This window comes from Streptomyces viridochromogenes (assembly GCF_001270495.1).
In the GTDB taxonomy this organism is placed as follows: domain Bacteria; phylum Actinomycetota; class Actinomycetes; order Streptomycetales; family Streptomycetaceae; genus Streptomyces; species Streptomyces viridochromogenes_A.
Genome location: NZ_LGUR01000200.1, coordinates 1 through 26,536, shown reverse-complemented (window position 1 = coordinate 26,536; position 26,536 = coordinate 1). Strand labels below are relative to the sequence as shown.

Sequence of the window (26,536 nt, the reverse complement as noted above, 5' to 3'; positions counted from 1 at the left end):
GGTGACCCGTGGACATCAAGACCGCCACCGCCCTCCGCCGCCTCCGCCTCGTCTCTGCCCCCGAGGCGGTGTCGTTCCTGCTCCTCCTCGTCTGCTCGGTGCTGAAGCGGACCACGGACTTCAACGCGGTACCCGTGATGGGCGCGGTCCACGGCATCCTCTTCATCCTCTACGTGATCTTCTGGGCGGACGCCTGGAACCGCACCAAGTGGTCGCTGAAGACCGCGGCGCTCTACTTCGTCCTCTCTGTCCTGCCGACCGGCGGCTTCTTCGCCGACCGGAAGCTCAAGCGCGAGGCCGAGAACGCGGTCATCGCCTCCCGCGCCCGCAAGGAAGGCATCGTCAACGCATGATCGTCGCGTTTTCCGTGACCCCGCTCGGCGTCGGCGAGGACGTGGGGGAGTACGTCGCCGACGCCGTCCGCGTGGTCCGCGAGTCCGGCCTGCCCAACCGCACCGACGCGATGTTCACCTCCATCGAGGGCGAGAGCTGGGACCAGGTCATGGACGTGGTCAAACGAGCCGTGGCCGCCGTAGAGGCCCGAGCCCCGCGCGTCTCCCTGGTCCTCAAGGCCGACATCCGCCCCGGCGTAACCGACGGCCTCACGTCCAAGGTGGAGACGGTAGAACGCCACCTCGCCGAGTAGCCACCACAAGTCCCCTTTCTGAACGGGGACTTCGCTCCCAGCCGGGAACCCCCGCGGCGCCGCAGTCGCCCACGGCGGCGGGGGGACGTGTCGGGGGGGGGGCCTGCCCGAAGAGTCCGGTGTCAAGTAACAGGACCTCCTGGCAGTACGCCGGCCCACCGGACCGAGGACGGACACCCCCCGACGCGGCCCCGACCCACCCCCCCCCGCAGGCGCTACGCGCACCCCACCGGAGAGCAACGGGCCGCCGCAGGCACAGCCGCGAACCCCCACGCACCGCAACGGGCCGCCGCAGGCATGCCGTGGCGCGAACCTCACCCAACCCCCACTCATCCCGCGCCACATGCCGCCCCCCGGCCCCGCCTGACAAGGCGTCGACACCCGGCGGCCACCCCCTCGCGCCCAGTTCCCTCAATTGGCCCGCGTGGCTCGCGGACCCCAGGGCCCTGACCCACGATGAAGGCTCAGGGCCGGAACCCGCGTTCGCGCTGGTGGACGAGGACGGCCGCCGCTTGCTCCCGCGAAGGAAGGGTCTGCCGGATGACCACTTCGCCCTACACATCCCAGTCGGCGTTCGACGGCTCCAGGATGCGAGTCCTCCTGCTGGTCGACCTTCACGAAGGCGCCGAGCAACAGTTCCTGGACGCGTACGAGCAGATGCGCGACCGTGTCGCGTCGGTTCCCGGTCACCTCGGTGACCAGCTGTGCCAGTCCCTGGAGAACCCGTCCCAGTGGCTCATCACGAGCGAATGGGCCACCGCCCCGCCGTACCACGCCTGGGTGAACAGTGACGAGCACATCGAGACGGTCCGGCCCCTGACGCGCTGCGCCCGTGAGCTCCGCTCGATGCGGTACGCCATCGTCCGCGAGACCGGCGGCGCCCGCCCACAACCCGGCGGACTACAAAGACACGTACGCGTCGGCGACGGGGTCGTCCGCCACGCCCTGACCTTCACCGTCAAGCCCGGCTCCGAGTCCAAGGTCGCCGAGATCCTCGCCGGATACGCCCCGCCCGAGGCCCGCGTGGACGACACCACGCGCCTGCGCCGCACCACCCTGTTCATGCACGGCAACCGTGTCGTCCGCACCGTCGAGGTCGAGGGCGACCTGATGGCGGCGTTGCGCCACGTCTCGCGGCAGCCCGAGGTACGGGCCGTCGAGGAGGCCCTCAACCCGCATCTGGAGCAGCACCGGGATCTGACCGACCCCGAGTCCGCCCGGACCTTCTTCGCCCGCGCCGCCATGCCGCCCGTCCACCACGTGGCGCGCGGCGGCCCGGAGCCCGCCGACCTCACGCGACACGCCCTCTACTACCCGGCCAAAGAGGGCTGCGGGATGGCACTGGCCCGGCTCCTCTCCCAACAGGACGAGACCGCGGCGGCCGACCCGGCCGGCCCCGTGCACCGCAGCACCGTCTTCCAGCGGGAGGACATCGTCGTCCGCCTCATCGACGTACGGGGTGATCCCGAAGCCGATCCGGTGCCGGCGCTCGGCATCCACGGCCCGAGGAAGGCCGCCGTGCTGGCACGGCTGCTCGACGGTGACGCCCTCGGTGTCGAGGGACGGCTCGCGAGCGCACGGGAGGCGACCCGCCTCCTGACCCACGCCGACATGGCGCTGATCACGGACCGCAGGGCCGCGCAGTCCTGACCGCACAGGCCGGCTCAGGCCCGCACCGGCCCACGCAGGGACCCGCCACACGGACCCGCACACGGACCACACCCCACCGAACGACATGGAGACAGACCATGGACAAGATGCGCCCGCGCGTCGTGGACCTCAAAGAGATCGAGCCCAACCGCAAGCGCGGCGGCGACCTGCGCACCCTGCTCACCCCTGTCACGGTGGGTGCCACCAGCGGCTTCATGGGCCTGGCCATCATCCGGCCCGGCGAACGCATCAGCGAGCACTACCACCCGTACTCCGAGGAGTTCATCTACGTCGTCGAGGGCCGGCTGGAGGTCGACCTGGACGGAGAAACGTTTCCCCTTCGTTCCGACCAGGGCCTCATGATCCCTGTCGACATGCGGCACCGCTTCCGCAACGTCGGCGACGAGGAAGCCCGCATGGTCTTCCATCTGGGCCCCCTCGCACCGAACCCGAAGCTCGGCCACGTCGACACCGAGGCCCCGGAGATCAGCGACGACGTCCAGGCGTACCCGCTCGTCCAGGAGGAGGGTGCGCAGCCGGAACGCCCAGGGGTGCTGTCATGACCCGGCGCGTGGCGGTCACCGGCATAGGTGTGGTCGCCCCCGGCGGGATCGGCGTGCCGGCGTTCTGGGACCTGCTCTCCAACGGCCGTACGGCGACCCGTGGGATCACCCTGTTCGACCCCGAGGGGCTGCGGTCCCGGATAGCCGCCGAGTGCGACTTCGACCCGCTCGCGCACGGCCTCGCCCCCGACGTCGTCGAACGCGCCGACCGGTACATACAGTTCGCCCTCGTCGCCGCGCAGGAGGCCGTCACCGACAGCGGTGTCGACTTCGCCGCGGAGGATCCCTGGCGGGTGGCCGTTTCCCTGGGCAGCGCGGTCGGCGGCACGACCCGCCTGGAGCACGACTACGTCCTGGTCAGCGAACGGGGACAGCGCTGGGACGTCGACCACCGCGCCGCCGAGCCGCAACTGCACCGGGCGTTCTCGCCCAGCACGCTCGCGGCCGACGTCGCGGAGCGGTTCGGCGCCCAGGGCCCGGTGCAGACCGTCTCCACCGGCTGCACCTCCGGACTCGACGCGGTGGGCTACGCCTTCCACACCATCGAGGAGGGCCGCGCCGACATCTGCATAGCCGGGGCCTCGGACTCCCCGATCTCCCCGATCACCATGGCCTGCTTCGACGCCATCAAGGCCACGTCGCCCAACAACGACGACCCGGAGCACGCCTCCCGCCCCTTCGACGCGCGGCGCGACGGCTTCGTCATGGGCGAGGGCGCCGCCGTACTCGTCCTGGAGGACCTGGAGCACGCCCGCGCGCGCGGCGCGCACATCTACTGCGAGATCGGCGGCTACGCCACCTTCGGCAACGCCTACCACATGACCGGACTGACCTGTGAGGGCCTGGAGATGGCCCGGGCCATCGACGACACGCTCAACCACGCGCGCGTGGACCCCACGGAGATCGACTACGTCAACGCGCACGGCTCGGGCACCCGCCAGAACGACCGGCACGAGACCGCCGCGGTCAAGAAGTCGCTGGGCGCCCACGCCTACGACACGCCCATGAGCTCGATCAAGTCCATGGTGGGCCACTCGCTCGGCGCGATCGGCGCGATCGAGGTCGTCGCCTGTGTGCTCGCCCTGGCCCGGCAGGTGGTGCCGCCGACGGCGAACTACGAGACCCCGGACCCCGAGTGCGACCTGGACTACGTCCCGCGCACCGCCCGCCCGCGCAGGCTCGACAACGTGCTCTCCGTGGGCAGCGGCTTCGGCGGGTTCCAGTCCGCGGTGCTCCTGACGGGGCCGAGTGGGAGGAGACGACGATGAGTGGTCCACACACCCGGCACACCGCGGTCACCGGCCTCGGCGTGGTCGCGCCCAACGGCCTGGACGCGGACACCTACTGGAAGTCCGTCAAGGAGGGCGAGAGCGTACTGGACCGGGTCACCCGGGACGGCTGCGAGCACCTTCCGCTCCGGGTCGCCGGCGAGGTCCGGGGATTCGACCCCTCGGCCCTGATCGAGGAGACCTTCCTCGTCCAGACCGACAAGTTCACCCACTTCGCGCTGGCCGCCGCCGACGCCGCCCTCCAGGACGCGGGGCTGAGCAGCAGCGCCGCCGACTCGCCGTACTCCGTCGGGGTGGTCACCGCGGCCGGGTCCGGCGGCGGTGAGTTCGGGCAGCGGGAACTTCAGAAGCTGTGGGGACAGGGATCCCGGTTCGTCGGGCCGTACCAGTCCATCGCCTGGTTCTACGCGGCCAGCACCGGCCAGATCTCCATCCGCAAGGGCTTCAAGGGCCCCTGCGGAGTGGTGGCCAGCGACGAGGCGGGCGGCCTGGACGCCGTCGCGCACGCCGCCCGCGCCGTGCACCGGGGAACGGACGTGGTCGTGGTCGGGGCCGCCGAGGCGCCGCTCGCCCCCTACTCGGGGGTCTGCCAGCTCGGCTACCCCGAGCTCAGCACCGTCGAGGACCCGACCCGCGCCTACCGCCCCTTCACCTCGGCGGCCTGCGGTTTCGTGCCCGCCGAGGGCGGTGCCGTGCTGGTCGTGGAGGACCTGGAGCGGGCCCGGCGCCGGGACGCGTTCGTCCGGGCCACCGTGGCCGGACACGCCGCCACCTTCACCGGCGCCTCGCGCTGGGACCGGTCGCGTGAGGGACTCGCGCACGCCATCCGCGGCGCCCTCGACGAGGCCGGCTGCGCGCCGGAGGAGATCGACGTGGTCTTCGCCGACGCGATGGGCGTACCCGAGGCGGACCGCGCGGAGGCCCTCGCCCTCGCCGACGCCCTCGGCCCGCACGGCACCCGGGTGCCGGTGACCGCCCCCAAGACCGGCATCGGGCGGTCGTACTGCGGGGCACCCCTGCTGGACATCGTGGCCGCGGTGCAGGCCATGGAGCACGGGCAGATACCGCCGACGCCGGGCGTCTTCGACATCTGCCACGACATCGACCTGGTGACCGCCACGGCACGCCCGGCCGAGCTCCGCACCGCCCTGGTCCTCAGCCGGGGACTCATGGGCTCCAACGCGGCGCTCGTGTTGCGTCGCGGCCCCGGATCCGCCGCCTGAACAGAACAACAAGGAGAACCCGTATGACCACGGACGTGACCCAAGTGACCGTCGCGGAACTGGCCGCGCTGATGAAGAAGGCCGCCGGCGTGAGCGTCGACCCGCAGGAACTCGAACGCCGGGTGGACACCCCCTTCGGTGAGTTCGGGCTGGACTCGCTCGGCCTGCTCGGCATCGTGGGCGAGCTGGAGAACCGGCACGGCCGGGCGCTGCCCACCGACGCCGAGCGCTGCAAGAGCCCCCGCGCCTTCCTCGACCTCGTCAACGGCGCCCTCACGACAGGAGCCTGAAGTGCCCGGACACACCGAGAACGAGATCACCATCGCCGCACCCGTCGACCTCGTCTGGGACATGACGAACGACCTGGAGCGCTGGCCCCAGCTGTTCAGCGAGTACGCGTCCTGCGAGGTGCTGTCCCGAGAGGGCGACACCGTGACCTTCCGCCTGACCATGCATCCCGACGAGAACGGCAAGGTGTGGAGCTGGGTGTCGGAGCGGGTCGCCGACCGCGAGAAGCTCGTCGTCCGTGCCCGCCGGGTCGAGACCGGCCCCTTCGAGTACATGAACATCGTCTGGGAGTACGAGGAGACCCCGGCCGGCACCCGTATGCACTGGACGCAGGACTTCGCCATGAAGCCCGAGGCCCCGGTCGACGACGCCGGGATGACGGACATCATCAACCGCAACTCGCCCATCCAGATGGAGCTCATCCGCAAGCGTGTGGAGGCCGCATGCACCACGCACTGATCGTCGCCAGGATGGCCCCGCAGTCGGCAAAGGACATCGCCGACGTCTTCGCGGCCTCCGACCGCGGCGAACTCCCGCACCTCGTCGGCGTGACCAAGCGCTCCCTGTTCCAGTTCGGCGATGTGTACATGCACTTCATCGAGGCCGAGCAGGACCCGGGACCCGCCATCGCGAAGGTGGCCGGACACCCCGAGTTCGTCGACATCAGCAAGCGGCTCGAAGCCTTCGTCAGTCCGTACGACCCCGAGACCTGGCGGAGTCCGAAGGACGCGATGGCGCGGTGCTTCTATCAGTGGGAGAAGCACTGAGCGAACACGGAGGCCGCCGCCCGAGCGTGGGCGGCGGCCTTCTCGTGCGCCTCAACGGCCCGCGAGCCCGGGCATCAGTCGCAGCGCGTTCTCCCGGTTGATGCCCTGGAGTTGCTGTTCCGAGAGGAAGGGGTCGCTGTCCAGGGCGGGTGTCACGCTGTCGACGATGACGTGCGCGGGGGTGGGCGGCCAGTCGGTGCCGAAGAGGATGCGGTCGGGATCGACCGCGGCCAGCAGGGTGGGCGTCGCCGAGGGCGACATGGGGCCGGCGGTGTCGAAGTAGAACCGGTGCAGGTAGTCATGGACCCGGCCGGGCTCGATCGGCGGGTTGATCCGCCCGCCGAAGAGGTCGAGCCGGGTGGCCATGTAGGGGAGGAAGCCCCCTCCGTGCGGAAGGATGAAGCTGAGGTTCGGATAGCGGTCCAGGGTGCCGTTCCTGATGAGGTTGATGGCCGCACGCGTGGTGTCCAGCAGGAAGTCGCACACGAAGGGCGGCGTGCCCGGGAGCCCCTCGCCGCCGTCCTTGCCGGGGACCGCCACCTCCATGGGGTGCGTGCTGATGACCGCGGACCGTTCGTTCAGCTCCCGCAGCAGACGGTCGTGCGACTCGTCACCGAGGAAGACACCGTTGACGCTGGTCCGGGTGGACACCCCGATCGCCCCGAGCTCGTCGAGACCGTGCCGCACGCTCCACGAGGAGAGCTCCGGGTCGTCGAGGAAGACGGGGGTGAAGAAGGCGAACCGCGCGGGGTTGGCCTCGACGACGTCGGCCGCCGCCCGCAGGGCGACCCGTGCGCTCTCCTGGCGCTCGGCGCGCTCCCGCAGCCGGCCCAGCATCGCCACGGTCATGACGGAGGTGGCGATCCCCGTCTTGTCCATGATCTCCAGCGCCGCGTTCAGGTCCCAGCGGGTCCACCAGGGCAGCTTCTCGCGGCTGACGACACCGCGGGCCTCGGCCCAGTCCAGCCAGGCCGGGGCGGTGAAGTGGTGATGGACGTCGATGCGTCCGGCAAGGGTCATAACGGTGTCCTAGTCGTTCGGTGTGGGATGGCGGACGGTTCGGCAGCGCCCCTCGGGGGCGCGGGGCTGTACCGATGTGCGGCTCCGCCGCGAGGGCGCGACCAACCACGACGGGCCCGCGGACGGTCGACGGCCTATCGCGGCACATCCAGCGGAGCGCCCTCGCGGCAGAGCACGCTCTGCAGCACGTTCGTCAGCACGCGATCGGCGTCCGGCATCGCGGCGTCCGCCCGCCAGGCGACGAATCCGTCCGGGCGCACGAGCAGGGCACCGTCCTCGGCCGTGCCGTGCAGCTCCGCCCAGTCGGCGTCCGTATCGGGGGCGAGGTCGTGATCGGGTCCCGTTCCCACGAGATACGCCTCCACCGGGACGCCCAGGTTCAGGGAGGCCTTCTCCACGGCGCTGCGCCACTTCTGCCCGCCGGACCCGGCGAGCAGTACGAAGGAACGCTCGTACAGGTCGAGCGTGGAGATCCTGCTGTCCCCTCGCATCACCCACATGTGGGGCGCGCGGCTGCCCGGCTCACCCCCCAGCTGGAAGGTGTCGGGGACGATCGGCTGCTCCGCGTGGGCACCCACCACGGCGTTCGACGCGTACCGGTAGCAGAGGGCGACGGTCATCAGGTCAGCCGGGTCGTTGTTGCGTCCGGCGGCGGGACTGAACCCCGGGTGCTGTTCGTCGGCCGCCTGCACGCACGCGCGTGTGCCGGTCGCGAGGGCGACGGGCCGTCGTTCGAGCTCGTAGCTGTCGAGCAACGAGGGGCAGGCCCAGCCGCGCAGTACCGCGGCGAGCTTCCAGGCGAGGTTGTGGGCGTCCTGGATCCCGGTGTTGGAGCCGAACGCCCCGGTGGGCGGCATCTCGTGGGCCGAGTCGCCGGCCAGGAAGACGCGGCCGGCGCCGTAGCTGTCGGCCACCCGCTTCGAGGCGTGCCAGGGCGCCTTGCCGGTGATCTCGACGTCGATGTCCGGCGCTCCGACGGCGGCGCGGATGTGTGCCGTCAGCCGTTCGTCGGTGAAGTCCTCCAACTCCTCGCCGCGATCGGGGTACCAGGGAACGTGGATCACCCATCGCTCCTTGTTGTCCACCGGCAGCAAGGCGCCTTCCCCGTCGGGGTCGGTGACGTAGCAGACGACGAACCGCCTGTCTCCGACGTGGTTCTGCAGGGTCCTGCTGCGGAACGTCACGCTGACGTTGTGGAACAGCTCTCCCGGCCCCGACTGGCCGATCCCCAGGTGGCCCCGGACGGGGCTGCGGGGGCCGTCGGCGGCCACCAGGTACCCGGCGTCCACCGTGTAGGTCTCGCCGGATTCCCGGTTCCTGATCTGCGCCCGTACGCCGTCCGCGTGCTCGGTGAAGGAGAGCAGCTCCGAGTTGAAGCGGATGTCGGCACCCTGCTCGCGGGTGTACTCCAGCAGCACCGGTTCGAGGTCGTTCTGGCTGCACAGGCACCAGTCCGAGGAACTCACCCGGGAGATGTCCATGCCTCCGGAGATGTCCCCGACGATCCAGCGGCGCTGCGTCCCGGTGAGTCTGTCGACCTGGAGAATGCCGTCGTTCCCGGCGAGAACGCTGGCTGCCGCCCGGATACGCGACTCCAGGCCGGCGGTCCGGTAGATCTCCATGGTGCGCACGTTGTTGCCGCGGCCACGCGGATGCGTCGATGTCCCGGCATGCCGCTCCACGAGCATGTGCTCAATTCCGAGGCGCCCAAGGAAAACCGAAGTGGAAAGACCCACCAGGGAACCGCCGACGATGAGAACTGGTACAGATTCCGCTTCGTGTCCGCTCACGTCGACGATGTTTACCAAGGAGGACTGTCACACACACGTCATCCGGCGAGCCGACCCATATGGACCAGCACCGTTTGCGACGCCCTGTCGCCCGGGAAACTGTGGCACCGACCACGGAAATTCACGCCGACCCGGGGACCAGTCATGACGCAAGCATTCGCATCCGAGGAATCCGAGGCACTGTCACCCGAGGAGGCCGCGGCAGCGGCCTCGAACTGCACCCGGGAGTTTCGGGCCAACCCGCATCCCGTGTACGCCGCGCTCAGGGAGAAGGCGCCGGTCTGCCCGCTGTCTCCGCCGCACGGTGTCGAGACGTACCTCATCACGCGTTATGACGACGCCCGGGCCGCCCTGGCCGACCCGCGGCTGAGCAAGGACATGTACGGCGCCATCGACGCCTACCACCGCATCTTCGGCGACTCGTCGATCGCGCTCGACGACAACATGCTCTTCTCGGACCCCCCGAAGCACACCAGACTCCGGAGAATCGTCGGCAGCACCTTCACTCCGAAAAGAGTGGAATCGCTGCGGACGCGCGTCCAGCAGATCACCGACGAACTGCTCGACGCATGCCCGACGTCGGGCGCGGTGAACCTGCTCCCCGAGTTCTGTTTCCCGCTGCCGCTGCATGTGATCTGTGAACTCCTGGGCGTTCCGGAGAACGAGCGCAAGCAGGCCCAGGAATGGTCCGCCACCGTCGCGCAGACCGGTTTCGGACCGGAGGCGCGAAAGAAGCTGGAAATCGCCGAGGGAAACCTGCGCGACTATCTCGTCGACCTGTGCGCGCGGAAGCGGCAGGAGCCCGACGGAGGTCTGCTCAGCGCACTCGTCACGGCCCAGGACCAGGAAGGCGCGCTCACCGACCACGAACTCGTCTCGACGGCGTGGGTGCTCCTCTTCGCGGGCCACAAGTCGACGGCGTACCAGATCGGAAACGCCGTCTACCACCTGCTCAGCCGGCCGGACCAGAAGGAACTGGCGCTCCGGGACGCGAACTCCATGAACGCGGCCATCGAGGAGATCTTCCGGTTCGAGACCTCCGTGGAGAACTCGACCTTCCGGCACGCGAAGGAGGACGTCGTGATCCGGGACGTCCTCATCCCCAAGGGTGCGCTCGTCCAGATCTCGATCACCGGGGCCAACCGCGACCCGGAGATGTTCGCCGCGCCCGACGAGATGGACGTCCGGCGCCCGAACGTCCAGGCGACCCATCTCGCCTTCGGCTACGGCCCGCACTACTGCATCGGCGCGCCGCTCGCCCGGCTGGAGATGCAGCTCGCCCTCACCGCGCTCTTCGCCCGGTTCCCCCGGATGACCCTGGCCGTGGCACCGGAGGACGCGCGCTGGATGACCGTGCCGTTCCCCGCCTTCCGCGGGCTGGCGGAACTCCCGGTCGTCCTCGACCCGTCCTGACGGGAGCACCGTGCAACCCATGGAACGTGTGCGCGTCATGCGACTGCTCCACGTCCGGGAGGGACGCGAGAGCGACTTCGTGGACTCCTACCGGTCCGTGCTGAAACGCGCCGAGCGCTTCCCCGGACACCTCGGCGAGCAGCTCTGCCGCTCCCTCGACGATCCCGCCCGATGGCTGCTCACCAGCGAGTGGGAGAGCCTGGAGTCCGTCCAGCGGTGGCGGACCGACCCCGATCACCAGGCCCTGGTCGGACCGATGAACGCCTGCCTGCACGACGACCGGTCGACCTCGGTCTTCCGGATCAGGGACCTGGCCGACCTGGTGGTCGAGTAGAGCGGCCGACCGAAAGGCGAGACAGGGCTGACCGGCATGTGACCGGCCGGTAAGGTCGGTCGCGTGCCGAAGCCGCTCAGTCTTCCCTTCGACCCCATCGCGCGCGCCGACGAACTCTGGAAGCAGCGCTGGGGAAACGTGCCGTCGATGGCCGCCATCACCTCGATCATGCGCGCACAGCAGATCCTGCTCGCCGAGGTCGACTCGGTGGTCAAGCCGTACGGGCTGACGTTCGCGCGGTACGAGGCGCTGGTGCTGCTCAACTTCGCCAAGGCCGGCGAGCTGCCGATGTCCAAGATCGGCGAGCGGCTCATGGTGCATCCCACGTCCGTGACGAACACCGTCGACCGGCTGGTCAGGTCCGGCCTGGTCGACAAGCGGCCCAACCCCAACGACGGGCGCGGCACGCTCGCCTCCATCACCGAGAAGGGCCGGGAGGTCGTCGAGGCGGCCACCCGCGACCTGATGGCCATGGACTTCGGCCTCGGCGTGTACGACGCGGAGGAGTGCGCGGAGATCTTCGCGATGCTGCGTCCGCTGCGGGTGGCGGCGCACGACTTCGAGGAGAGCTGACCTCGGGGGAGACCCGGGGAGAGCCGAGCCGGGGCCCGGGGCAAGATCTCCCGGAACCGGTGGTTACGCTCGTACGCATGAAGAAGAGCGTCCTGACCCGCTACCGGGTGATGGCCTACGTCACCGCCGTCATGCTGCTCGTGCTGTGCACCTGCATGGTGTTCAAGTACGGCTTCGACAAGGGCGAGGACGTCACCTTCGCCGTCTCCCAGGTCCACGGTTTCCTCTACATCATCTACCTGGTCTTCGCCTTCGACCTCGGCTCCAAGGCCAAGTGGTCGTTCGGCAAGCTGCTGTGGGTGCTGCTCTCCGGGACGATTCCCTTCGCCGCCTTCTTCGTCGAGCGCAAGGTCACAGCCCAGGTCGAGCCCCTGGTCAGCGGGCCGGTCCCGGCTGTCGCCAAGGCCTGACGCAACCGCCGTACCGACGCGTACGGCGGTTCTCCCATCGACATTTACTAGGACGTCCTAGTAAATTCGAAGGTATGGACGCTGACGCCATCGAGGAGGGCCGCCGCCGCTGGCAGGCCCGGTACGACGCCGCGCGCAAGCGCAACGCAGACTTCACGACGCTCTCCGGGGATCCCGTGGAGCCGGTCTACGGGCCCCGGCCTGGAGACACCTACGAGGGCTTCGAACGGATCGGGTGGCCCGGGGAGTACCCCTACACCCGCGGCCTGTACCCCACCGGCTACCGAGGGCGGACGTGGACCATCCGGCAGTTCGCCGGGTTCGGGAACGCCGAGCAGACCAACGAGCGCTACAAGATGATTCTCCGCAACGGCGGCGGCGGACTCTCGGTCGCCTTCGACATGCCGACGCTCATGGGACGCGACTCCGACGACCCGCGCTCGCTGGGCGAGGTCGGGCACTGCGGGGTCGCCATCGACTCGGCCGCCGACATGGAGGTCCTGTTCAAGGACATCCCGCTGGGCGACGTGACGACGTCGATGACCATCAGCGGCCCGGCCGTACCGGTCTTCTGCATGTACCTGGTGGCGGCGGAGCGCCAGGGCGTCGACCCGGGCGTGCTCAACGGCACCCTCCAGACCGACATCTTCAAGGAGTACATCGCCCAGAAGGAGTGGCTCTTCCAGCCCGAGCCGCACCTGCGCCTCATCGGCGACCTCATGGAGTACTGCGCGGCCGGCATCCCCGCCTACAAGCCGCTGTCCGTCTCCGGCTACCACATCCGCGAGGCCGGATCGACGGCCGCGCAGGAGCTGGCGTACACCCTCGCCGACGGGTTCGGGTACGTCGAGCTGGGCCTGTCGCGCGGGCTGGACGTGGACGTCTTCGCCCCCGGCCTGTCCTTCTTCTTCGACGCGCACGTCGATTTCTTCGAGGAGATCGCCAAGTTCCGGGCCGCCCGCCGGATCTGGGCGCGCTGGATGCGGGACGTGTACGGCGCGCGGACCGACAAGGCCCAGTGGCTGCGCTTCCACACCCAGACCGCCGGTGTCTCGCTGACCGCGCAGCAGCCGTACAACAACGTCGTCCGTACGGCCGTGGAGGCGCTGGCCGCCGTGCTCGGCGGGACGAACTCGCTGCACACCAACGCCCTCGACGAGACCCTCGCCCTGCCGTCCGAGCAGGCCGCGGAGATCGCCCTGCGCACCCAGCAGGTCCTCATGGAGGAGACCGGCGTCGCCAACGTGGCCGATCCGCTGGGCGGTGCCTGGTACGTCGAGCAGCTGACCGACCGGATCGAGGCCGACGCCGAGAAGATCTTCGAACAGATAAAGGAGCGGGGACTGCGGGCGCACCCGGACGGGCAGCACCCGATCGGGCCGATCACGTCCGGCATCCTGCGCGGGATCGAGGACGGCTGGTTCACCGGGGAGATCGCGGAGTCCGCGTTCCGGTACCAGCAGTCGCTGGAGAAGGGTGACAAGCGGGTCGTGGGCGTCAACGCCCACACCGGCTCCGTCACCGGCGACCTGGAGATCCTGCGGGTGAGCCACGAGGTGGAGCGGGAGCAGGTGCGGGTGCTCTCCGAGCGACGCACGGCGCGGGACGAGACGGCGGTCCGGACGGCCCTCGACGCCATGCTGGCCGCCGCCCGGACCGGCGCCAACATGATCGAGCCGATGCTGGACGCGGTCCGCGCGGAGGCGACCCTCGGCGAGATCTGCGGGGTGCTGCGGGACGAGTGGGGGGTGTACACGGAGCCGGCGGGCTTCTGAGACGCCCGCCACCGCTCACGTACCGGCTCAGGGACCGTCGGGGGACGCGGCCGCTCCCCGCAGGCCCAGCAGCAGCACCTGGGTGAAGCCGCGCACCCACTCCTCGTCGGCCGGGCGGCCGCTCACCAGGGTGCGGTGGACGACCGCGCCGGCGACGACGTCGAAGATGAGGTCGACCGTGCGGGCGGCGTCCTCGGGGTCGGAGGACTCGGGGGGAAGCTCGCCGCGTGCCTGGGCGCGGGTCCGGCCCTGAAGGACCAGGCGCTTCTGGCGCTCGACGATCGAGTCCCTGATACGTTCCCGCAGCGCCTCGTCCCTCGTCGACTCCGCCACCGCCGCCATCAGGCCGCTCCTGGCCTCGGGCCGGTCCAGGATCGCCGCGAACTGAAGGACCACGCCCTCGATGTCGGCGGCCAGGGAGCCCCGGTCGGGGAGCTCCAGTTCGTCGAAGAGTTCCGCCACGGCGTCGACCACCAGCTCGTTCTTGCCGGGCCAGCGGCGATAAATGGTCGTTTTCGCAACCCCCGCGCGTGCGGCCACGTCTCCCAGGGTGAGTTTGGACCAGCCCAGTTCGACCAGCGCTGCCCGCGTCGCCGCCAGGATCGCCGTGGCCGCGGCCGCGCTGCGCGGGCGGCCGGGGCGGGTGGTGGCGGGGGTGCGGCTCTGCATTCTCCGACCATATCCCCGGGATATCCGGGGATTCTGTGTGGTCGTGAGGGAGATCACCGGGGGGTGGTGTCCCGGAGGCACTCGATGCCATTACGCTACGACTCGTAGCGAAAGCGACGACCACTGACGTGGGGTGGGGACCCGGCGTCGAAATCACGGCCGGACGAGCCCGGCTTTCACACCGCTTTTCACAGTGCGCGCCGGACGGGGGAGGATAGACGCATGCAGCCACGGAACATGTCCATGAGCGGGGTCGTCGACCTCGCCGCGGTGAAGGCGGCCCAGGAGGCCAAGGCGAAGGCGGAGCAGGCGCGTGCCGAGGCCGCCCGGCAGGGCGGGGGAGGGGGCGTGTCGCCCGCGGACCTCGTCATCGACGTCGATGAGGCGGGCTTCGAGCGGGACGTCCTTCAGCGGTCCGCCGAGGTGCCCGTCGTCATCGACTTCTGGGCCGAGTGGTGCGAGCCCTGCAAGCAGCTGAGCCCGGTACTGGAGCGGCTCGCCGTCGAGTACAACGGCCGGTTCCTGCTCGCCAGGATCGACGTCGACGCCAACCAGATGCTGATGCAGCAGTTCGGGGTGCAGGGGATCCCCGCTGTGTTCGCCGTCGTCGCAGGCCAGGCGCTGCCGCTCTTCCAGGGGGCGGCCGGTGAGGCGCAGATCCGCGAGACGCTGGATCAGCTCGTCACCGTAGCCGAGCAGCGGTTCGGTCTCACCGGCCTCACCGTCGACCCCGACGCCGAGCCCGGTGGTGCCCAGAGTGCTCCCGCCGTACCGGTCGGCCCCTACGACGCGTTGCTCGAAGCCGCCGTACAGGCCCTGGACGCGGGGGATTTGGCCGGTGCCGTCCAGGCGTACAAGAACGTGCTGAGCGAGGACCCGGCGAACATGGAGGCGAAACTCGGACTCGCCCAGGCCGAGTTGTTGCAGCGCGTGCAGGGTGCCGACCCGCAGCAGGTGCGCAAGGACGCCGCCGACAAGCCCGCCGACGCGCAGGCGCAGATCGCCGCCGCCGACCTGGATCTGGTGGGCGGACATGTCGAGGACGCCTTCGGGCGGCTCATCGACACCGTGCAGCGCACGGTGGGTGACGACCGGGAGACCGTACGGCTTCGGCTGCTGGAGCTGTTCGAGGTCGTGGGCGCCGAGGATCCGCGGGTGGCGGCGGCGCGCCGGGCGTTGGCGCGCGCACTGTTCTGACCGGGCCTTCGGGCGGGGCGTCGGCCCCGTTCTGACCAGTCACTAAACGCAGCGGCACGTGTTGCCGGAGTGAAAGATTTGCTGACAGGGCATCACTGTGGCCGCGCTTTACCAAATCTTGGTAATCGCGGCCACAGTTACTGCGGGTAAGTCGCGGGCGTCGTTCTGTCGGATTCTGTCCGGTGATTACTGGACTTGTCCGGTCACTGGACAACACCCTGCGTCGCTGCCCGAGACCGGCGGGTCGTTGTTCGGTTATCCGGCCGTTACTACTGAGTAACGAAGCCCCTTGTGCGGGCGGCGAGAATGCACCACGATCGGCCACGCTCGGTCCATTTCCGCACCCCGACAGCCGGTCGGGTCACGGGAGTTCCTGGGTCCCCACCGAGCAGAGTCGGCGGCAGTGGCGCCGGCTCTTGGACAGGGGGGTCTTCGCCCACCCGGCGAAGCCTGTCCAGCAAGGTTGTGCGTGATGCGTGTCAGGCGCGACCAGTGGTTGTCGCTCGGGGGTGATCGCCGGTGATTCGGGCGCGGTTCGCGCCACCGAGCGCAGGCGCTCTCCTTCCCGAGGACGTAGCACTTCTCCCATCCCTGCCCGGCTGAGCCGTCGAGTCGACGGTGGCAGCAAGGGCCAGGAGATGTACGTCCGAGAAGGAGGAAATATGGAGTCCCAGGTGCGTGGCGGGACCAGATGGAAGCGGTTCGCTGTGGTCATGGTGCCCAGCGTCGCCGCCACGGCTGCGATAGGTGTCGCCCTCGCGCAGGGCGCTCTCGCCGCGTCGTTCAGTGTCTCCGGCCAGTCGTTCAAGGTCACGACCGACAAGCTCGTCGGTACGGGTTTCTCGCAGTACGGCGCTCTTGACGAGGGCTACACGCTCTCCGGCAAGAAGACGGTTCACCCCGTCGCGGTCTCGGGCTTCAAGTCCGCGACGATCAACAGCCTCTGCCAGTCCGTGGTCACCCCCGACGTCCCGATCCTCGGGAGCGTCAGCCTGATCCTGCGGGCGGGTGAAGACCCGAACAAGCCGGTCGAGGCCAAGAACCTGTACATCGACGTGGCCGACCTGCAGGCCGACGCCACGTTCGAGAACATCGACATCGGTGTGGCCGCCAAGGACGCCAGCAAGGGTCCGGGCATGAAGGGCGGCGGCGAGCAGGCCAACCCCTTCGGGTTCGCCCAGCAGGCCGACAAGGCCACGCTGGTCGGCGTGAAGCAGACGGCGTGGGCGACCACCGCCGGAACCTTCAAGCTCAGCGGTCTGAAGATGTCGCTGTCGACGGGTGTCAAGGAGTGCTACTAAGCACTCTCTGACGGGCGGGGGAGCCGATGGCGCCCCCGCCCGTCCACTCTCCGCCCGCTTTCTTCACAAGTGGTCACAGGCACCACAACTCACCACCACCGCACCACCATCACAGCAACGCTGTACCAGGGAGCTGTTTTCGATGAGCGCCGAGACTCCTGCCGCGCCCGGCCATGACGAGCACTACCTCCGGGTCTTTCGGCGGAACTTCCGCGCCTGGCGGGGTACGAGGCCGTTCTGGGCCGGTCTGTTCGTCATGTTCGGCGGACTCCCGATCGCCTACTTCCCGTACGCGAACCTCCAGATCGGTCACCTGACGCTGGCGATGCAGACCGCGGGGGGCTCCAGCTCCCTGATCATCGGTGTGCTGCTCGTCGTCCTGGGCTTCACTCTGTGGTTCCAGAAGCACGTCCGCACCTTCGCGGGCGTCGCGGCGATCCTGCTGGCGCTCGTCTCCATCCCGCTGTCCAACCTCGGTGGCTTCCTCATCGGCTTCCTCTTCGCCCTCGTCGGCGGAGCGATGGCCGTGTCGTGGGTCGAGGGCACGCCGCCCGACTCGGAGCAGGCGCAGCAGGGCACGACGGGAACGGGTGGCGCTCCCGAGGGCGTGGACCCCGACACCACGGTCCTCAAGCCCGTTCAGGACGCGGACGCGTGGGGCACGTCGAACGATCTGTCAGGAACGAGCCCGGCGAACGGGGCGAACGGGAGGCACAGTGCCGGCTGACGAGGTGACCCACGGGACTGAGGTGGACAAGTCCCGTGTGAGAACCGGGCCGCGACACGCGGCACCCAAGAAGCCGCTGTTCACCAGGTTCCACATGCCGGCCGGCAAGGCGATAGCCCTGGCGGCGATGCCCACCGCGGTCCTCATGGGAATGGGGTTCACGCCCACGCTCGCCCAGGCCGACAGCGACAATGCCACGAAGCCGACGTCCAACAGCCTCACGGCGGACGAGTACAAGGAGTGCGTGGCGGCGCTGGAGAACGAGGACTCCGCGTCCCCGTCCCCGAGCGCCAGTGAGTCCACGGACAAGGACGAGACGGCCGAGCCGACCCCGTCGGCGTCCGCGGGCGAGGACTCCTCCGACTCCTCGGGTTCTTCCGACTCCTCGGGCTCTGCGGGTTCATCGGGCTCCGCGGGCGACTCCTCCTCGGCGGATTCAGGTTCCGACGAGGCGGCCGAGCCCACGCCGACGCCTTCCCCGAGCAAGTCGGGCGAGGCCCAGTCCGGCGACACCGCCACGGCGTCCCCCTCGCCGTCCGAGAGCGGCGGCAACCTGCTGGAGAACATCGGCGACGCCATCGAGGACGTCTTCACGGGCGGCAACTCCTCCGAGGAGACCGCGAGCCCGACGCCGACGCCCTCCGCGAGCGCGAGCGAGGAGGCGTCCGACGGCTCCTCCGACTCCGGTACGGACACCTCCGAGGGCTCCGACCCCGTCAAGGAGACCGCCGAGAAGGCCACCGACACGGTGAAGGACACCGTCGAGGGCGCCACCGGCAAGGCGTCCGACACGGTGAAGGACGCCACCGAGGCGGCCCAGGAGGCGGCCGACGAGGCCACCGCCACGCCGAGCCCCTCCGCGAGCTCCACCACGGACCCGGAGAACTGCCCGGCCGCCACGGACGAGGAGGGCGGCGTCGACAACCCCGTGCCGCTGCCCGACGACCCGTGGTACCTGAACGCCAGCTCGCTGCTGCTGAAGGGCGCCGACTACCAGGGCATCGTCAAGGTGAAGACGGCCAACGGCACCACCAAGAAGGTGCTCAAGTACGTCATCTCCGACGGCACCGACATCGGCGACCTGCACCAGACGGTGAAGGACGAGCAGTCCGGCAAGACCTACCACGTGCAGGCGGCCGCGGGCTCGACGTCCACGATCCGCGACGGCAAGACGGTGATGTACACCGAGAGCATCTCGGGGAACCTGCTCGGCCTGATCCCGATCACGTTCGACCCGGAGCACCCGCCGCCGCTGAACATCCCGCTGATCTACTTCACCAAGGTGAAGGTCACCCAGGCCGGCCAGTTCGGCGGCACCCTGCACGTGCCCGGCCTGCACAACTTCGTCACCGACTGAGCCGGGGCGTCCCGGGGCACCCCCGCCGGACGCCCCCCACAGGCCCGTTCGGGAGCCGCACACCGGCTGTGGCCCGGTCCCTCGTTCGAGGGCCGGGCCACAGCCATGCACGGCTCGGTCCCCTTCCGCAGGAGAGACGTTTGAGAACCCAGTTGAAGCTGACCCGCGACGGTGACGCCTTCCTCGCCCGGCTCACGCCCCGCCAGGCATCGGCGATGTACGAGGCGCTGAGCTATCTGAGCGAGCGGGACTCCGGTGACACGGAGCTGACCCTGCTGGTCGGCGCGGGCCGGGAGGCGGTCGACGCGCTCGTGGCACGTCTGGCCGGACGGCACACGGAGTCCCGCGACTTCCACCTCACGCTGGCGGAACTCCACATGGCGCACAGCGCGCTGACCGCCGCGCCGGCCATGTTCGTCGAGCGCGGTGGCCTCTTCGCGGAGGAGCCGTTCCACATCCGCTTCGGCTTCTACCGCGAGAACTTCCACGCCCTGGCCTTTGCCGTCGTCCGGGCGGTGGCAGAGGCGTGACACCCCGCGGAAGCCGCTGAGCACACGAAACCGCTGCACACATGGACGAGGGCGCCCCCTGCTCCAGGGGGCGCCCTCGTGCGTCGTACAGGCCCTACAGGGGGGGCGTCGGGACGGTCAGTCCCGCGCGCCGCCACCGAGGTGGTGGACGCGGACCATGTTCGTCGTACCCGGAACCCCGGGCGGGGAGCCGGCGGTGATGACCACGATGTCGCCCTCGTTGAAGAGGCCGAGCTTGACGATCTCCTGGTCCACCAGGTCGACCATCTCGTCGGTGCTGTTGACGAACGGCACGACGTGCGGCTCCACGCCCCAGCTGAGCGTCATCTGGTTGCGGGTGGACTCGTCCGTGGTGAACGCGATGATCTGCTGGGCGGCGCGATAGCGGCTCAGGCGGCGAGCGGTGTCGCCGGACTGGGTAAAGGCGACCAGGCCCTTGCCGCCGAGGAAGTCGGCGATCTCGCAGGCGGCACGGGCCACCGAACCGCCCTGCGTACGGGGCTTCTTGCCGGGGACCAGCGGCTGCAGGCCCTTGCTGAGCAGTTCCTGCTCGGCCGCGGCGACGATCTTCGACATCGTCCGGACGGTCTCGATCGGGTACGCGCCCACGCTCGACTCGGCGGACAGCATCACCGCGTCGGCGCCGTCCAGGATGGCGTTGGCCACGTCGGAGGCCTCGGCGCGGGTCGGACGGGAGTTGGTGATCATCGACTCCATCATCTGGGTCGCCACGATCACCGGCTTGGCGTTGCGGCGGCACAGCTCGATGAGCCGCTTCTGCACCATCGGGACCTTTTCGAGCGGGTATTCGACGGCGAGGTCACCACGGGCGACCATCACGGCGTCGAACGCCATCACGACGTCCTCCATGTTCGCCACCGCCTGCGGCTTCTCCACCTTGGCGATGACGGGGACGCGGCGGCCCTCCTCGTCCATCACCTTGTGGACGTCCTGCACGTCGTGGGCGTCCCGGACGAAGGACAGGGCGACCATGTCGCAGCCCATGCGCAGCGCGAACCGCAGGTCCTCGACGTCCTTCTCGGACAGCGCCGGCACGTTCACGGCCGCGCCGGGCAGGTTGATGCCCTTGTGGTCGGAGACGACACCGCCCTCGATGACGATCGTCTTCACCCGGGGGCCCTCGACGTCCAGGACCTTCAGCTCGACGTTGCCGTCGTTGATGAGGATCTGGTCGCCGCGCGAGACGTCGCCCGGCAGCCCCTTGTAGGTGGTCCCGCAGATCTGCTTGTCACCCGGGACGTCCTCGGTCGTGATGACGAACTCGTCACCGCGCTCCAGCTCCACGGGGCCCTCGGCGAAGGTCTCCAGCCGGATCTTGGGGCCCTGGAGGTCGGCGAGCACACCGATGGCCCGCCCGGTCTCCTTGGCGGCGGCCCGCAGGCGCTCGTACCGCCCCTGGTGGTCTTCGTGGGTGCCGTGGCTGAAGTTGAAGCGGGCCACATTCATGCCGGCCTCGATCAGCGAGACAAGCTGCTCATGGGAGTCGACCGCGGGGCCGAGAGTACAAACGATTTTCGAACGGCGCATGGGACGATCCTATCGGTTTGTTTCGCTACGGAATATTCCGTCTGGCGGAAGATACAAATGAGCTGCGCTTTGCTCAGCCGTGTTACTCAACCGTTTTGATGTTCTTCCCGACCAGCGCGTAGGTCTGCGTCGCGATCTCCAGTTCTTCATCCGTCGGAACCACGGCGACCGCGACCCGCGCGCCCGCCCGCGAGATCAGCCGCGGCCCGTCGGCGCGTATGGCGTTCAGCTCGGCGTCCACCGCGAGGCCCAGCTGTTCCAGGCCCGCCACGGCGGCTTCCCGCACCGGCGCCGCGTTCTCGCCGACGCCGGCCGTGAACGCGATCGCGTCCACCCGGCCGAGCACCGCGTAATAGGCCCCGATGTACTTCTTCAGTCGGTGAATGTAGATGTCGAAGGCCAATTGGGCCCGCTCGTCACCTTCGTCGATCCGTCGGCGGATCTCCCGCATGTCGTTGTCGCCGCACAGGCCGATCAATCCGCTCTTCTTGTTGAGAAGAGTGTCGATTTCCGCGATGGACATTCCGCCAACACGCGCCAAATGGAGGATGACGGCGGGATCCGTGTCACCGGAGCGCGTACCCATCACGAGCCCCTCCAAAGGCGTCAGCCCCATGGAGGTGTCCACGCAACGACCGCCCCGTACGGCGGACGCGGACGCCCCGTTGCCGAGGTGCAGCACGATGACGTTCACGTCCTCGGGCGCCTTGCCCAGCAGCTTCGCGGTGGCCCGGGAGACGTACGCGTGCGAGGTGCCGTGGAAGCCGTACCGGCGGATCCGGTGGGCGTCGGCGGTCTCGACGTCGATGGCGTAGCGGGCGGCCGACTCCGGCATCGTCGTGTGGAACGCGGTGTCGAAGACGGCGACCTGGGGCAGGTCGGGGCGGAGCGCCTGGGCCGTGCGGATGCCGGTGAGGTTGGCCGGGTTGTGCAGCGGGGCCACCGGGATGAGCCGCTCGATCTCGGCGAGTACGGCGTCGTCGATGACGGTCGGCTCGGTGAACCGCTTGCCGCCGTGCACCACCCGGTGGCCGATCGCGGTCAGCTCGGGCGAGTCCAGCCCGAGGCCGTCCTTGGCGAGCTCCGCCGACACGGCCTTCAGGGCGGCGTCGTGGTCGGCGATGGGCGCGGTCCACTCGCGGCTCTCGCCGCCGCTCGCCAGCGGGGTGTGCTTGAGCCGGGAGGTCTCCTCGCCGATGCGCTCGACGAGGCCCATGGCCAGCCGGCTGCTGTCGCGCATGTCGAGCAGCTGGTACTTCACCGACGAGGAGCCGGAGTTGAGGACGAGGACGCGGGACGACGAGCTCACTGGGCGGTGGCCTTCTCGTGGTGGGACGGGGCGGGGGACTGGGCCTGGATCGCCGTGATGGCGACGGTGTTGACGATGTCCTGGACCAGGGCGCCCCGGGACAGGTCGTTGACCGGCTTGCGCAGACCCTGGAGCACGGGGCCGACGGCGATGGCGCCCGCGGAGCGCTGCACCGCCTTGTAGGTGTTGTTGCCGGTGTTGAGGTCCGGGAAGATCAGCACGCTGGCCTGACCGGCGACGTCGGACTCCGGCAGCTTGGTCGCCGCGACCGACGGCTCCACGGCCGCGTCGTACTGGATCGGCCCCTCGGTCTTCAGGTCGGGCCGCCGCTCGCGCACCAGCTCGGTCGCCTCGCGCACCTTGTCGACGTCGGCGCCGGAACCGGACGTACCCGTCGAGTACGACAGCATCGCGATCCTCGCCTCCACACCGAACTGCTCGGCGGTGGCCGCCGACTGGATGGCGATGTCGGCCAGCTGCTCGGCGTTCGGGTCGGGGTTCACGGCGCAGTCGCCGTAGACGAGGACCTTGTCGGCGAGGCACATGAAGAAGACCGAGGAGACGATGCCGGCGTCCGGCTTGGTCTTGATGATCTCGAAGGCCGGGCGGATGGTCGCGGCCGTCGAGTGGACCGAACCCGACACCATGCCGTCCGCGAGGCCCTCCTGCACCATCAGCGTGCCGAAGTAGTTCACGTCGGAGACGACGTCGTACGCCAGCTCCACGGTGACGCCCTTGTGCGCGCGGAGCTGGGCGTACTTCTCGGCGAAGGTGTCGCGCAGTTCGCTGGTCGCCGGGTCGATCAGCCGGCAGTCGCCCAGGTCGATACCGAGGTCGGCGGCCTGCTTGCGGATCCGGTCGACCGGGCCCAGGAGCGTGAGGTCGCAGACGTCGCGGCGCAGCAGCACCTCGGCGGCGTGCAGCACGCGCGGCTCGGTGCCCTCGGGCAGCACGATGCGGCGCATGTTCGAGCGGGCCCGCTCCAGCAGCTTGTGCTCGAACATCATCGGCGTGACCCGGTCGCTGCTCGGCGCCGAGAGCCGCTTCAGCAGGTCGCCGGTGTCGACGTACCGCTCGAACAGGCCGAGGGCGGTCTCCGCCTTGCGCGGGGTGGCCGCGCTCAACTTCCCCTCCAGGGAGAAGAGTTGCTCGGCCGTGGGGAAGCTGTAGCCCGGCACCGAGAGCACCGGGGTGCCCGGGGCGAGGCGGGCGGCGAGGGTGAGGACCTCGTCGCCGGGGTGCTCGTCCAGGGTGAGCAGCACGCCGGCGATCGGCGGGGTGCCGGCGCTGTGGGCGGCCAGCGAGCCGACGACCAGGTCGGCGCGGTCGCCCGGGGTGACGACCAGGCAGCCCGGGGTCAGGGCGGTCAGGAAGTTCGGCAGCATCGCGCCACCGAAGACGAAGCCCAGGGCGTCGCGCGCGAGCCCCGAGTCGTCACCGAGCAGGACCCTCGCGTCCAGGGACTGGGCGATCTGCGACACGGTCGGCGCGGCCAGCGCGGGCTCGTCCGGGACGACGTGACAGGGCACGGGCAGCCGCGACCGGAGCTGCTGGGCGATCTCGTCCCGGTCGTCCCGGGCCACCCGGTTGGTGATCATGGCGAGCACGTCACAGCCCAGGTTCTCGTACGCCCGGTAGGCGTTGCGCGTCTCGGCGAGCACCGACTCGGCGGTCTGCTTGCGGCCGCCCACGACGGGTATGACGCTCGCGCCGAACTCGTTGGCGAGCCGGGCGTTGAGGGACAGCTCGTCCGGGAGCTGGGTGTCGGCGAAGTCGGTGCCGAGGACGAGCACGAAGTCGTAGTCGCGGGCGACGGCGTGGAACCGGTCGACGAGCGTGGACACCAGCTCGTCCGTCCCGCGCTCGGCCTGGAGGGCGGACGCCTCGTGGTAGTCCATGCCGTAGACCGTCGCCGGGTCCTGGGAGAGGCGATAACGGGAGCGCAGCAGCTCGAACAGGCGGTCGGGGACGTGGTGGACCAGCGGCCGGAACACCCCCACCCGGTCGACCTGACGGGTCAGGAGCTCCATGACCCCCAGTTCGACGACCTGTCGTCCGTCGCCGCGGTCGATACCGGTCACGTACACGCTGCGCGTCACGCGTGCTCTCCGTTTCGTCTGTCGTCCGTCGTTTTCGTGTGTCGTCGTCATGCGGGTGCCCGCCATGGGGGCCGCCATCACGGGGTCGCAAAATCGCCCAGTGAGGTGAGCGAAACCCTCTTGACAATACCCTTGGCGGTGGATAAGGCGCCCGTCAGTACGAGAGCGACATCGTCCTCGCGGACGTGAAACAATCGGACTGGCTCACCGGTGTCAACAGCGAGCAGGAGACACAGCACGATGCGTATCGGAGTTCTCACCGCAGGCGGCGACTGCCCCGGCCTGAACGCCGTGATCCGGTCGGTCGTGCACCGAGCCGTCGCGCAGTACGGCGACGAGGTGATCGGCTTCGAGGACGGCTATGCGGGCCTGCTGGACGGCCACTACCGCGGTCTCGACCTGGAGGCGGTCAGCGGCATCCTGGCCCGCGGCGGCACCATCCTGGGCTCGTCGCGACTGGAGCGCGACCGGCTGCGTGAGGCGTGCGAGAGCGCCGTCGACATCGCCCGCGACTTCGGCATCGACGCGCTGATCCCGATCGGCGGCGAAGGCACCCTGACGGCGGCCCGCATGCTGTCGGACGCCGGCCTGCCGGTGGTCGGGGTCCCCAAGACGATCGACAACGACATCTCCTCGACGGACCGGACGTTCGGCTTCGACACGGCGGTCGGCGTGGCCACCGAGGCCATGGACCGCCTGAAGACGACGGCGGAGTCGCACCAGCGCGTGATGGTCGTGGAGGTCATGGGCCGCCACGCGGGCTGGATCGCCCTCGAGTCCGGCATGGCGGCCGGCGCCCACGGCATCTGCCTGCCCGAGCGCCCCTTCGACCCCGCCGACCTGGTGAAGATGGTCGAGGAGCGCTTCGCGCGCGGCAAGAGGTTCGCGGTGATCTGCGTCGCCGAGGGCGCCCACCCCGCCGACGGCACCATGGACTACGGCAAGGGCGCCATCGACCAGTACGGCCACGAGCGCTTCCAGGGCATCGGCACGGCCCTCGCCTTCGAGCTGGAGCGCCGCCTCGGCAAGGAGGCCAAGCCGGTCATCCTCGGCCATGTCCAGCGCGGCGGTGTGCCCACGGCGTACGACCGTGTCCTCGCCACCCGCTTCGGCTGGCACGCGGTGGAGGCCGCGCACCGGGGCGACTTCGGCAGGATGACCGCGCTGCGCGGGACCGACATCGTGATGGTGCCGCTGGCGGAGGCCGTGACCGAGCTGAAGACGGTGCCGAAGGACCGGATGGACGAGGCGGAGTCGGTGTTCTAGGGCCCGGCAGGACCCGGCACGCGCGGCGCGGTACGACCGCTGAGCGCTCAGGCCGTGGCGCCCCCGACCGTCGCCCAGAAATGGTCCACGATCCGGTCCAGGAACTCGCGGCCGGCCGCGCTGGACTCACTGCCGGCGCCGCCCCAGCTGAGCGTGGCGGTCATCTGCCCCTGGTAGTTCTGGTGCAGCTCCTGGAGGGCGTCCCCCAGGAGACGCCGGTCCAGGGGCACCATCTTGCCGACCGGACGTACGTACGCCTGCCAGCGCGTCGTCACGGCACTGCGCAGCAGCTCGGCGAGTTTCGTGTCACGGCCGGTGACGGTGATGAGGTCCGGGACCGTCAGGCCGAGCACATCGGCGAGGGCGGCGGACTGGCGGTCGGTGCCCTCCCAGCCGTCGTTCTCCTCCATGCGGAGGTACGCGACCAGTTCATGCCCGACGATGCGCGCCACGTCCTCGGGCGCGAGGCCCCGGGCGATGCGGTGTTCGCGCAGCGTCCGGGGCTTGCCGAGCAGCTCACTGGGCGAGCACCAGAGCACGCCTGCGAGGGCGGTGAGCTCGTTGTTGTCGGGCGCGGCGATCTCGCGTTCCCAGGCGACGACGAGGTCCTGGGTGACGTAGGGCAGTCCGTACGAGGAACGCATGCCGTAGGCGACGTGCTCGGGCCCCATGTTGAGGGCGGCGCGGAGTCTGCGGGCGGCGGGGGCGTTGAACGGGGGAGTGGGCGGGGTTCGGCGGCTGGAGCGGTTGGGCTGGTTCGGCTGGGCTTGGGGTCGGCGCACGGGGCACAAC

General features: G+C 69.9%; 27 protein-coding genes. 20 read left to right on the top strand and 7 right to left on the bottom strand.

The annotated features are described in order from the left end of the window. The first annotated feature begins 8 nt into the window (after positions 1 to 8). The 9 genes from ADK36_RS22520 (at position 9) to ADK36_RS22480 (ending at position 6,426) form a co-directional block, all read left to right on the top strand. Positions 9 to 353: a DUF3817 domain-containing protein gene (locus ADK36_RS22520; RefSeq protein ID WP_048582903.1), complete on the top strand. Its 345-nt coding sequence runs from the start codon at positions 9 to 11 to the stop codon at positions 351 to 353. Beyond that, positions 350 to 646 carry an MTH1187 family thiamine-binding protein gene (locus ADK36_RS22515; protein ID WP_048582902.1) on the top strand — a complete coding sequence of 99 codons (297 nt, stop codon included), beginning with the start codon at positions 350 to 352 and terminating at the stop codon, positions 644 to 646. The genes ADK36_RS22520 and ADK36_RS22515 overlap by 4 nt, the downstream gene beginning before the upstream one ends. A gap of 540 nt (positions 647 to 1,186) precedes the next feature. Beyond that, positions 1,187 to 2,296: a SchA/CurD-like domain-containing protein gene (locus tag ADK36_RS22510; RefSeq protein WP_048582901.1), complete on the top strand. Its 1,110-nt coding sequence runs from the start codon at positions 1,187 to 1,189 to the stop codon at positions 2,294 to 2,296. Positions 2,297 to 2,394: 98 nt separating this feature from the next. Then, complete coding sequence (locus ADK36_RS22505) at positions 2,395 to 2,859, top strand: cupin domain-containing protein (protein WP_048582900.1); 465 nt, start codon at positions 2,395 to 2,397, stop codon at positions 2,857 to 2,859. Next, positions 2,856 to 4,127: a beta-ketoacyl-[acyl-carrier-protein] synthase family protein gene (locus ADK36_RS22500; protein WP_048582899.1), complete on the top strand. Its 1,272-nt coding sequence runs from the start codon at positions 2,856 to 2,858 to the stop codon at positions 4,125 to 4,127. The genes ADK36_RS22505 and ADK36_RS22500 overlap by 4 nt, the downstream gene beginning before the upstream one ends. Further along, positions 4,124 to 5,371 (top strand): ketosynthase chain-length factor, encoded by a 1,248-nt coding sequence (locus ADK36_RS22495; RefSeq protein WP_048582898.1) that lies wholly within the window; start codon positions 4,124 to 4,126, stop codon positions 5,369 to 5,371. Before ADK36_RS22500 ends, ADK36_RS22495 begins: the two co-directional genes overlap by 4 nt. 23 nt (positions 5,372 to 5,394) lie before the next feature. Next, a complete protein-coding gene (locus tag ADK36_RS22490; RefSeq protein WP_048582897.1) occupies positions 5,395 to 5,661 on the top strand; it encodes an acyl carrier protein in 267 nt (88 codons plus the stop codon). Between the two features lies 1 nt (position 5,662). Continuing rightward, positions 5,663 to 6,118 (top strand): SRPBCC family protein, encoded by a 456-nt coding sequence (locus tag ADK36_RS22485; protein WP_048582896.1) that lies wholly within the window; start codon positions 5,663 to 5,665, stop codon positions 6,116 to 6,118. Then, entirely contained in the window at positions 6,103 to 6,426 is a 324-nt protein-coding gene (locus tag ADK36_RS22480) for a TcmI family type II polyketide cyclase (RefSeq protein ID WP_053198754.1), read from the top strand. Before ADK36_RS22485 ends, ADK36_RS22480 begins: the two co-directional genes overlap by 16 nt. A 51-nt stretch (positions 6,427 to 6,477) precedes the next feature. Here the strand turns inward: ADK36_RS22480 and ADK36_RS22475 are convergent, their stop codons facing one another. Both ADK36_RS22475 and ADK36_RS22470 read right to left on the bottom strand, forming a co-directional pair. Further along, on the bottom strand, positions 6,478 to 7,446 hold the full coding sequence (locus tag ADK36_RS22475; protein ID WP_048582894.1) for an amidohydrolase family protein: 969 nt from the start codon (positions 7,444 to 7,446) through the stop codon (positions 6,478 to 6,480). A gap of 134 nt (positions 7,447 to 7,580) precedes the next feature. Then, a complete protein-coding gene (locus ADK36_RS22470; RefSeq protein ID WP_048582969.1) occupies positions 7,581 to 9,236 on the bottom strand; it encodes an FAD-dependent oxidoreductase in 1,656 nt (551 codons plus the stop codon). Between the two features lie 144 nt (positions 9,237 to 9,380). On the opposite strand from ADK36_RS22470, the gene ADK36_RS22465 reads away from it, so the two are divergent. The 5 genes from ADK36_RS22465 to ADK36_RS22445 all read left to right on the top strand — a co-directional run bounded on the left by ADK36_RS22465 (position 9,381) and on the right by ADK36_RS22445 (position 13,741). After that, on the top strand, positions 9,381 to 10,649 hold the full coding sequence (locus ADK36_RS22465; RefSeq protein ID WP_048582893.1) for a cytochrome P450 family protein: 1,269 nt from the start codon (positions 9,381 to 9,383) through the stop codon (positions 10,647 to 10,649). A 19-nt stretch (positions 10,650 to 10,668) separates the two neighbouring features. Then, a complete protein-coding gene (locus tag ADK36_RS22460; protein WP_048582892.1) occupies positions 10,669 to 10,983 on the top strand; it encodes an antibiotic biosynthesis monooxygenase family protein in 315 nt (104 codons plus the stop codon). Positions 10,984 to 11,046: 63 nt separating this feature from the next. Continuing rightward, positions 11,047 to 11,556, top strand: coding sequence for a MarR family winged helix-turn-helix transcriptional regulator (locus ADK36_RS22455; protein WP_048582891.1), 510 nt, complete (start codon positions 11,047 to 11,049; stop codon positions 11,554 to 11,556). A gap of 77 nt (positions 11,557 to 11,633) precedes the next feature. Further along, positions 11,634 to 11,966 (top strand): DUF3817 domain-containing protein, encoded by a 333-nt coding sequence (locus ADK36_RS22450; protein ID WP_048582890.1) that lies wholly within the window; start codon positions 11,634 to 11,636, stop codon positions 11,964 to 11,966. Between the two features lie 74 nt (positions 11,967 to 12,040). Then, positions 12,041 to 13,741, top strand: a complete 1,701-nt coding sequence (locus tag ADK36_RS22445; protein WP_053198752.1) for an acyl-CoA mutase large subunit family protein — start codon at positions 12,041 to 12,043, stop codon at positions 13,739 to 13,741. A gap of 27 nt (positions 13,742 to 13,768) precedes the next feature. Here the strand turns inward: ADK36_RS22445 and ADK36_RS22440 are convergent, their stop codons facing one another. Continuing rightward, positions 13,769 to 14,410, bottom strand: a complete 642-nt coding sequence (locus ADK36_RS22440; RefSeq protein WP_048582888.1) for a TetR/AcrR family transcriptional regulator — start codon at positions 14,408 to 14,410, stop codon at positions 13,769 to 13,771. A 222-nt stretch (positions 14,411 to 14,632) separates the two neighbouring features. Between ADK36_RS22440 and ADK36_RS22435 the strand changes: the two genes are divergently transcribed. The 5 genes from ADK36_RS22435 to ADK36_RS22415 all read left to right on the top strand — a co-directional run bounded on the left by ADK36_RS22435 (position 14,633) and on the right by ADK36_RS22415 (position 19,522). Further along, positions 14,633 to 15,607 carry a tetratricopeptide repeat protein gene (locus tag ADK36_RS22435; protein ID WP_048582887.1) on the top strand — a complete coding sequence of 325 codons (975 nt, stop codon included), beginning with the start codon at positions 14,633 to 14,635 and terminating at the stop codon, positions 15,605 to 15,607. Between the two features lie 662 nt (positions 15,608 to 16,269). Then, positions 16,270 to 16,908: a DUF6230 family protein gene (locus ADK36_RS22430; protein WP_048582886.1), complete on the top strand. Its 639-nt coding sequence runs from the start codon at positions 16,270 to 16,272 to the stop codon at positions 16,906 to 16,908. Positions 16,909 to 17,050: 142 nt separating this feature from the next. After that, positions 17,051 to 17,635 (top strand): DUF6114 domain-containing protein, encoded by a 585-nt coding sequence (locus ADK36_RS22425; RefSeq protein WP_048582885.1) that lies wholly within the window; start codon positions 17,051 to 17,053, stop codon positions 17,633 to 17,635. After that, positions 17,625 to 18,992, top strand: coding sequence for a membrane-bound hydrophilic protein (locus tag ADK36_RS22420; RefSeq protein ID WP_048582884.1), 1,368 nt, complete (start codon positions 17,625 to 17,627; stop codon positions 18,990 to 18,992). The genes ADK36_RS22425 and ADK36_RS22420 overlap by 11 nt, the downstream gene beginning before the upstream one ends. Positions 18,993 to 19,132: 140 nt before the next feature. After that, a complete protein-coding gene (locus ADK36_RS22415) occupies positions 19,133 to 19,522 on the top strand; it encodes a hypothetical protein (RefSeq protein WP_159391182.1) in 390 nt (129 codons plus the stop codon). 117 nt (positions 19,523 to 19,639) lie between these two features. Here the strand turns inward: ADK36_RS22415 and pyk are convergent, their stop codons facing one another. The 3 genes from pyk to pta all read right to left on the bottom strand — a co-directional run bounded on the left by pyk (position 19,640) and on the right by pta (position 24,478). Continuing rightward, positions 19,640 to 21,070, bottom strand: a complete 1,431-nt coding sequence (gene pyk, locus ADK36_RS22410; protein ID WP_048582882.1) for a pyruvate kinase — start codon at positions 21,068 to 21,070, stop codon at positions 19,640 to 19,642. Between the two features lie 82 nt (positions 21,071 to 21,152). Further along, positions 21,153 to 22,379 carry an acetate kinase gene (locus ADK36_RS22405; RefSeq protein ID WP_053198749.1) on the bottom strand — a complete coding sequence of 409 codons (1,227 nt, stop codon included), beginning with the start codon at positions 22,377 to 22,379 and terminating at the stop codon, positions 21,153 to 21,155. Beyond that, entirely contained in the window at positions 22,376 to 24,478 is a 2,103-nt protein-coding gene (gene pta / locus ADK36_RS22400; RefSeq protein WP_048582880.1) for a phosphate acetyltransferase, read from the bottom strand. Before pta ends, ADK36_RS22405 begins: the two co-directional genes overlap by 4 nt. A gap of 240 nt (positions 24,479 to 24,718) precedes the next feature. Between pta and ADK36_RS22395 the strand changes: the two genes are divergently transcribed. Beyond that, the gene (locus ADK36_RS22395; protein ID WP_048582879.1) at positions 24,719 to 25,744 is read left to right on the top strand and encodes an ATP-dependent 6-phosphofructokinase; all 1,026 of its coding nucleotides are present in this window, start codon (positions 24,719 to 24,721) and stop codon (positions 25,742 to 25,744) included. A 47-nt stretch (positions 25,745 to 25,791) separates the two neighbouring features. Here the strand turns inward: ADK36_RS22395 and ADK36_RS22390 are convergent, their stop codons facing one another. Then, positions 25,792 to 26,526: a helix-turn-helix domain-containing protein gene (locus tag ADK36_RS22390; protein ID WP_053198747.1), complete on the bottom strand. Its 735-nt coding sequence runs from the start codon at positions 26,524 to 26,526 to the stop codon at positions 25,792 to 25,794. Positions 26,527 to 26,536: the final 10 nt, after the last annotated feature.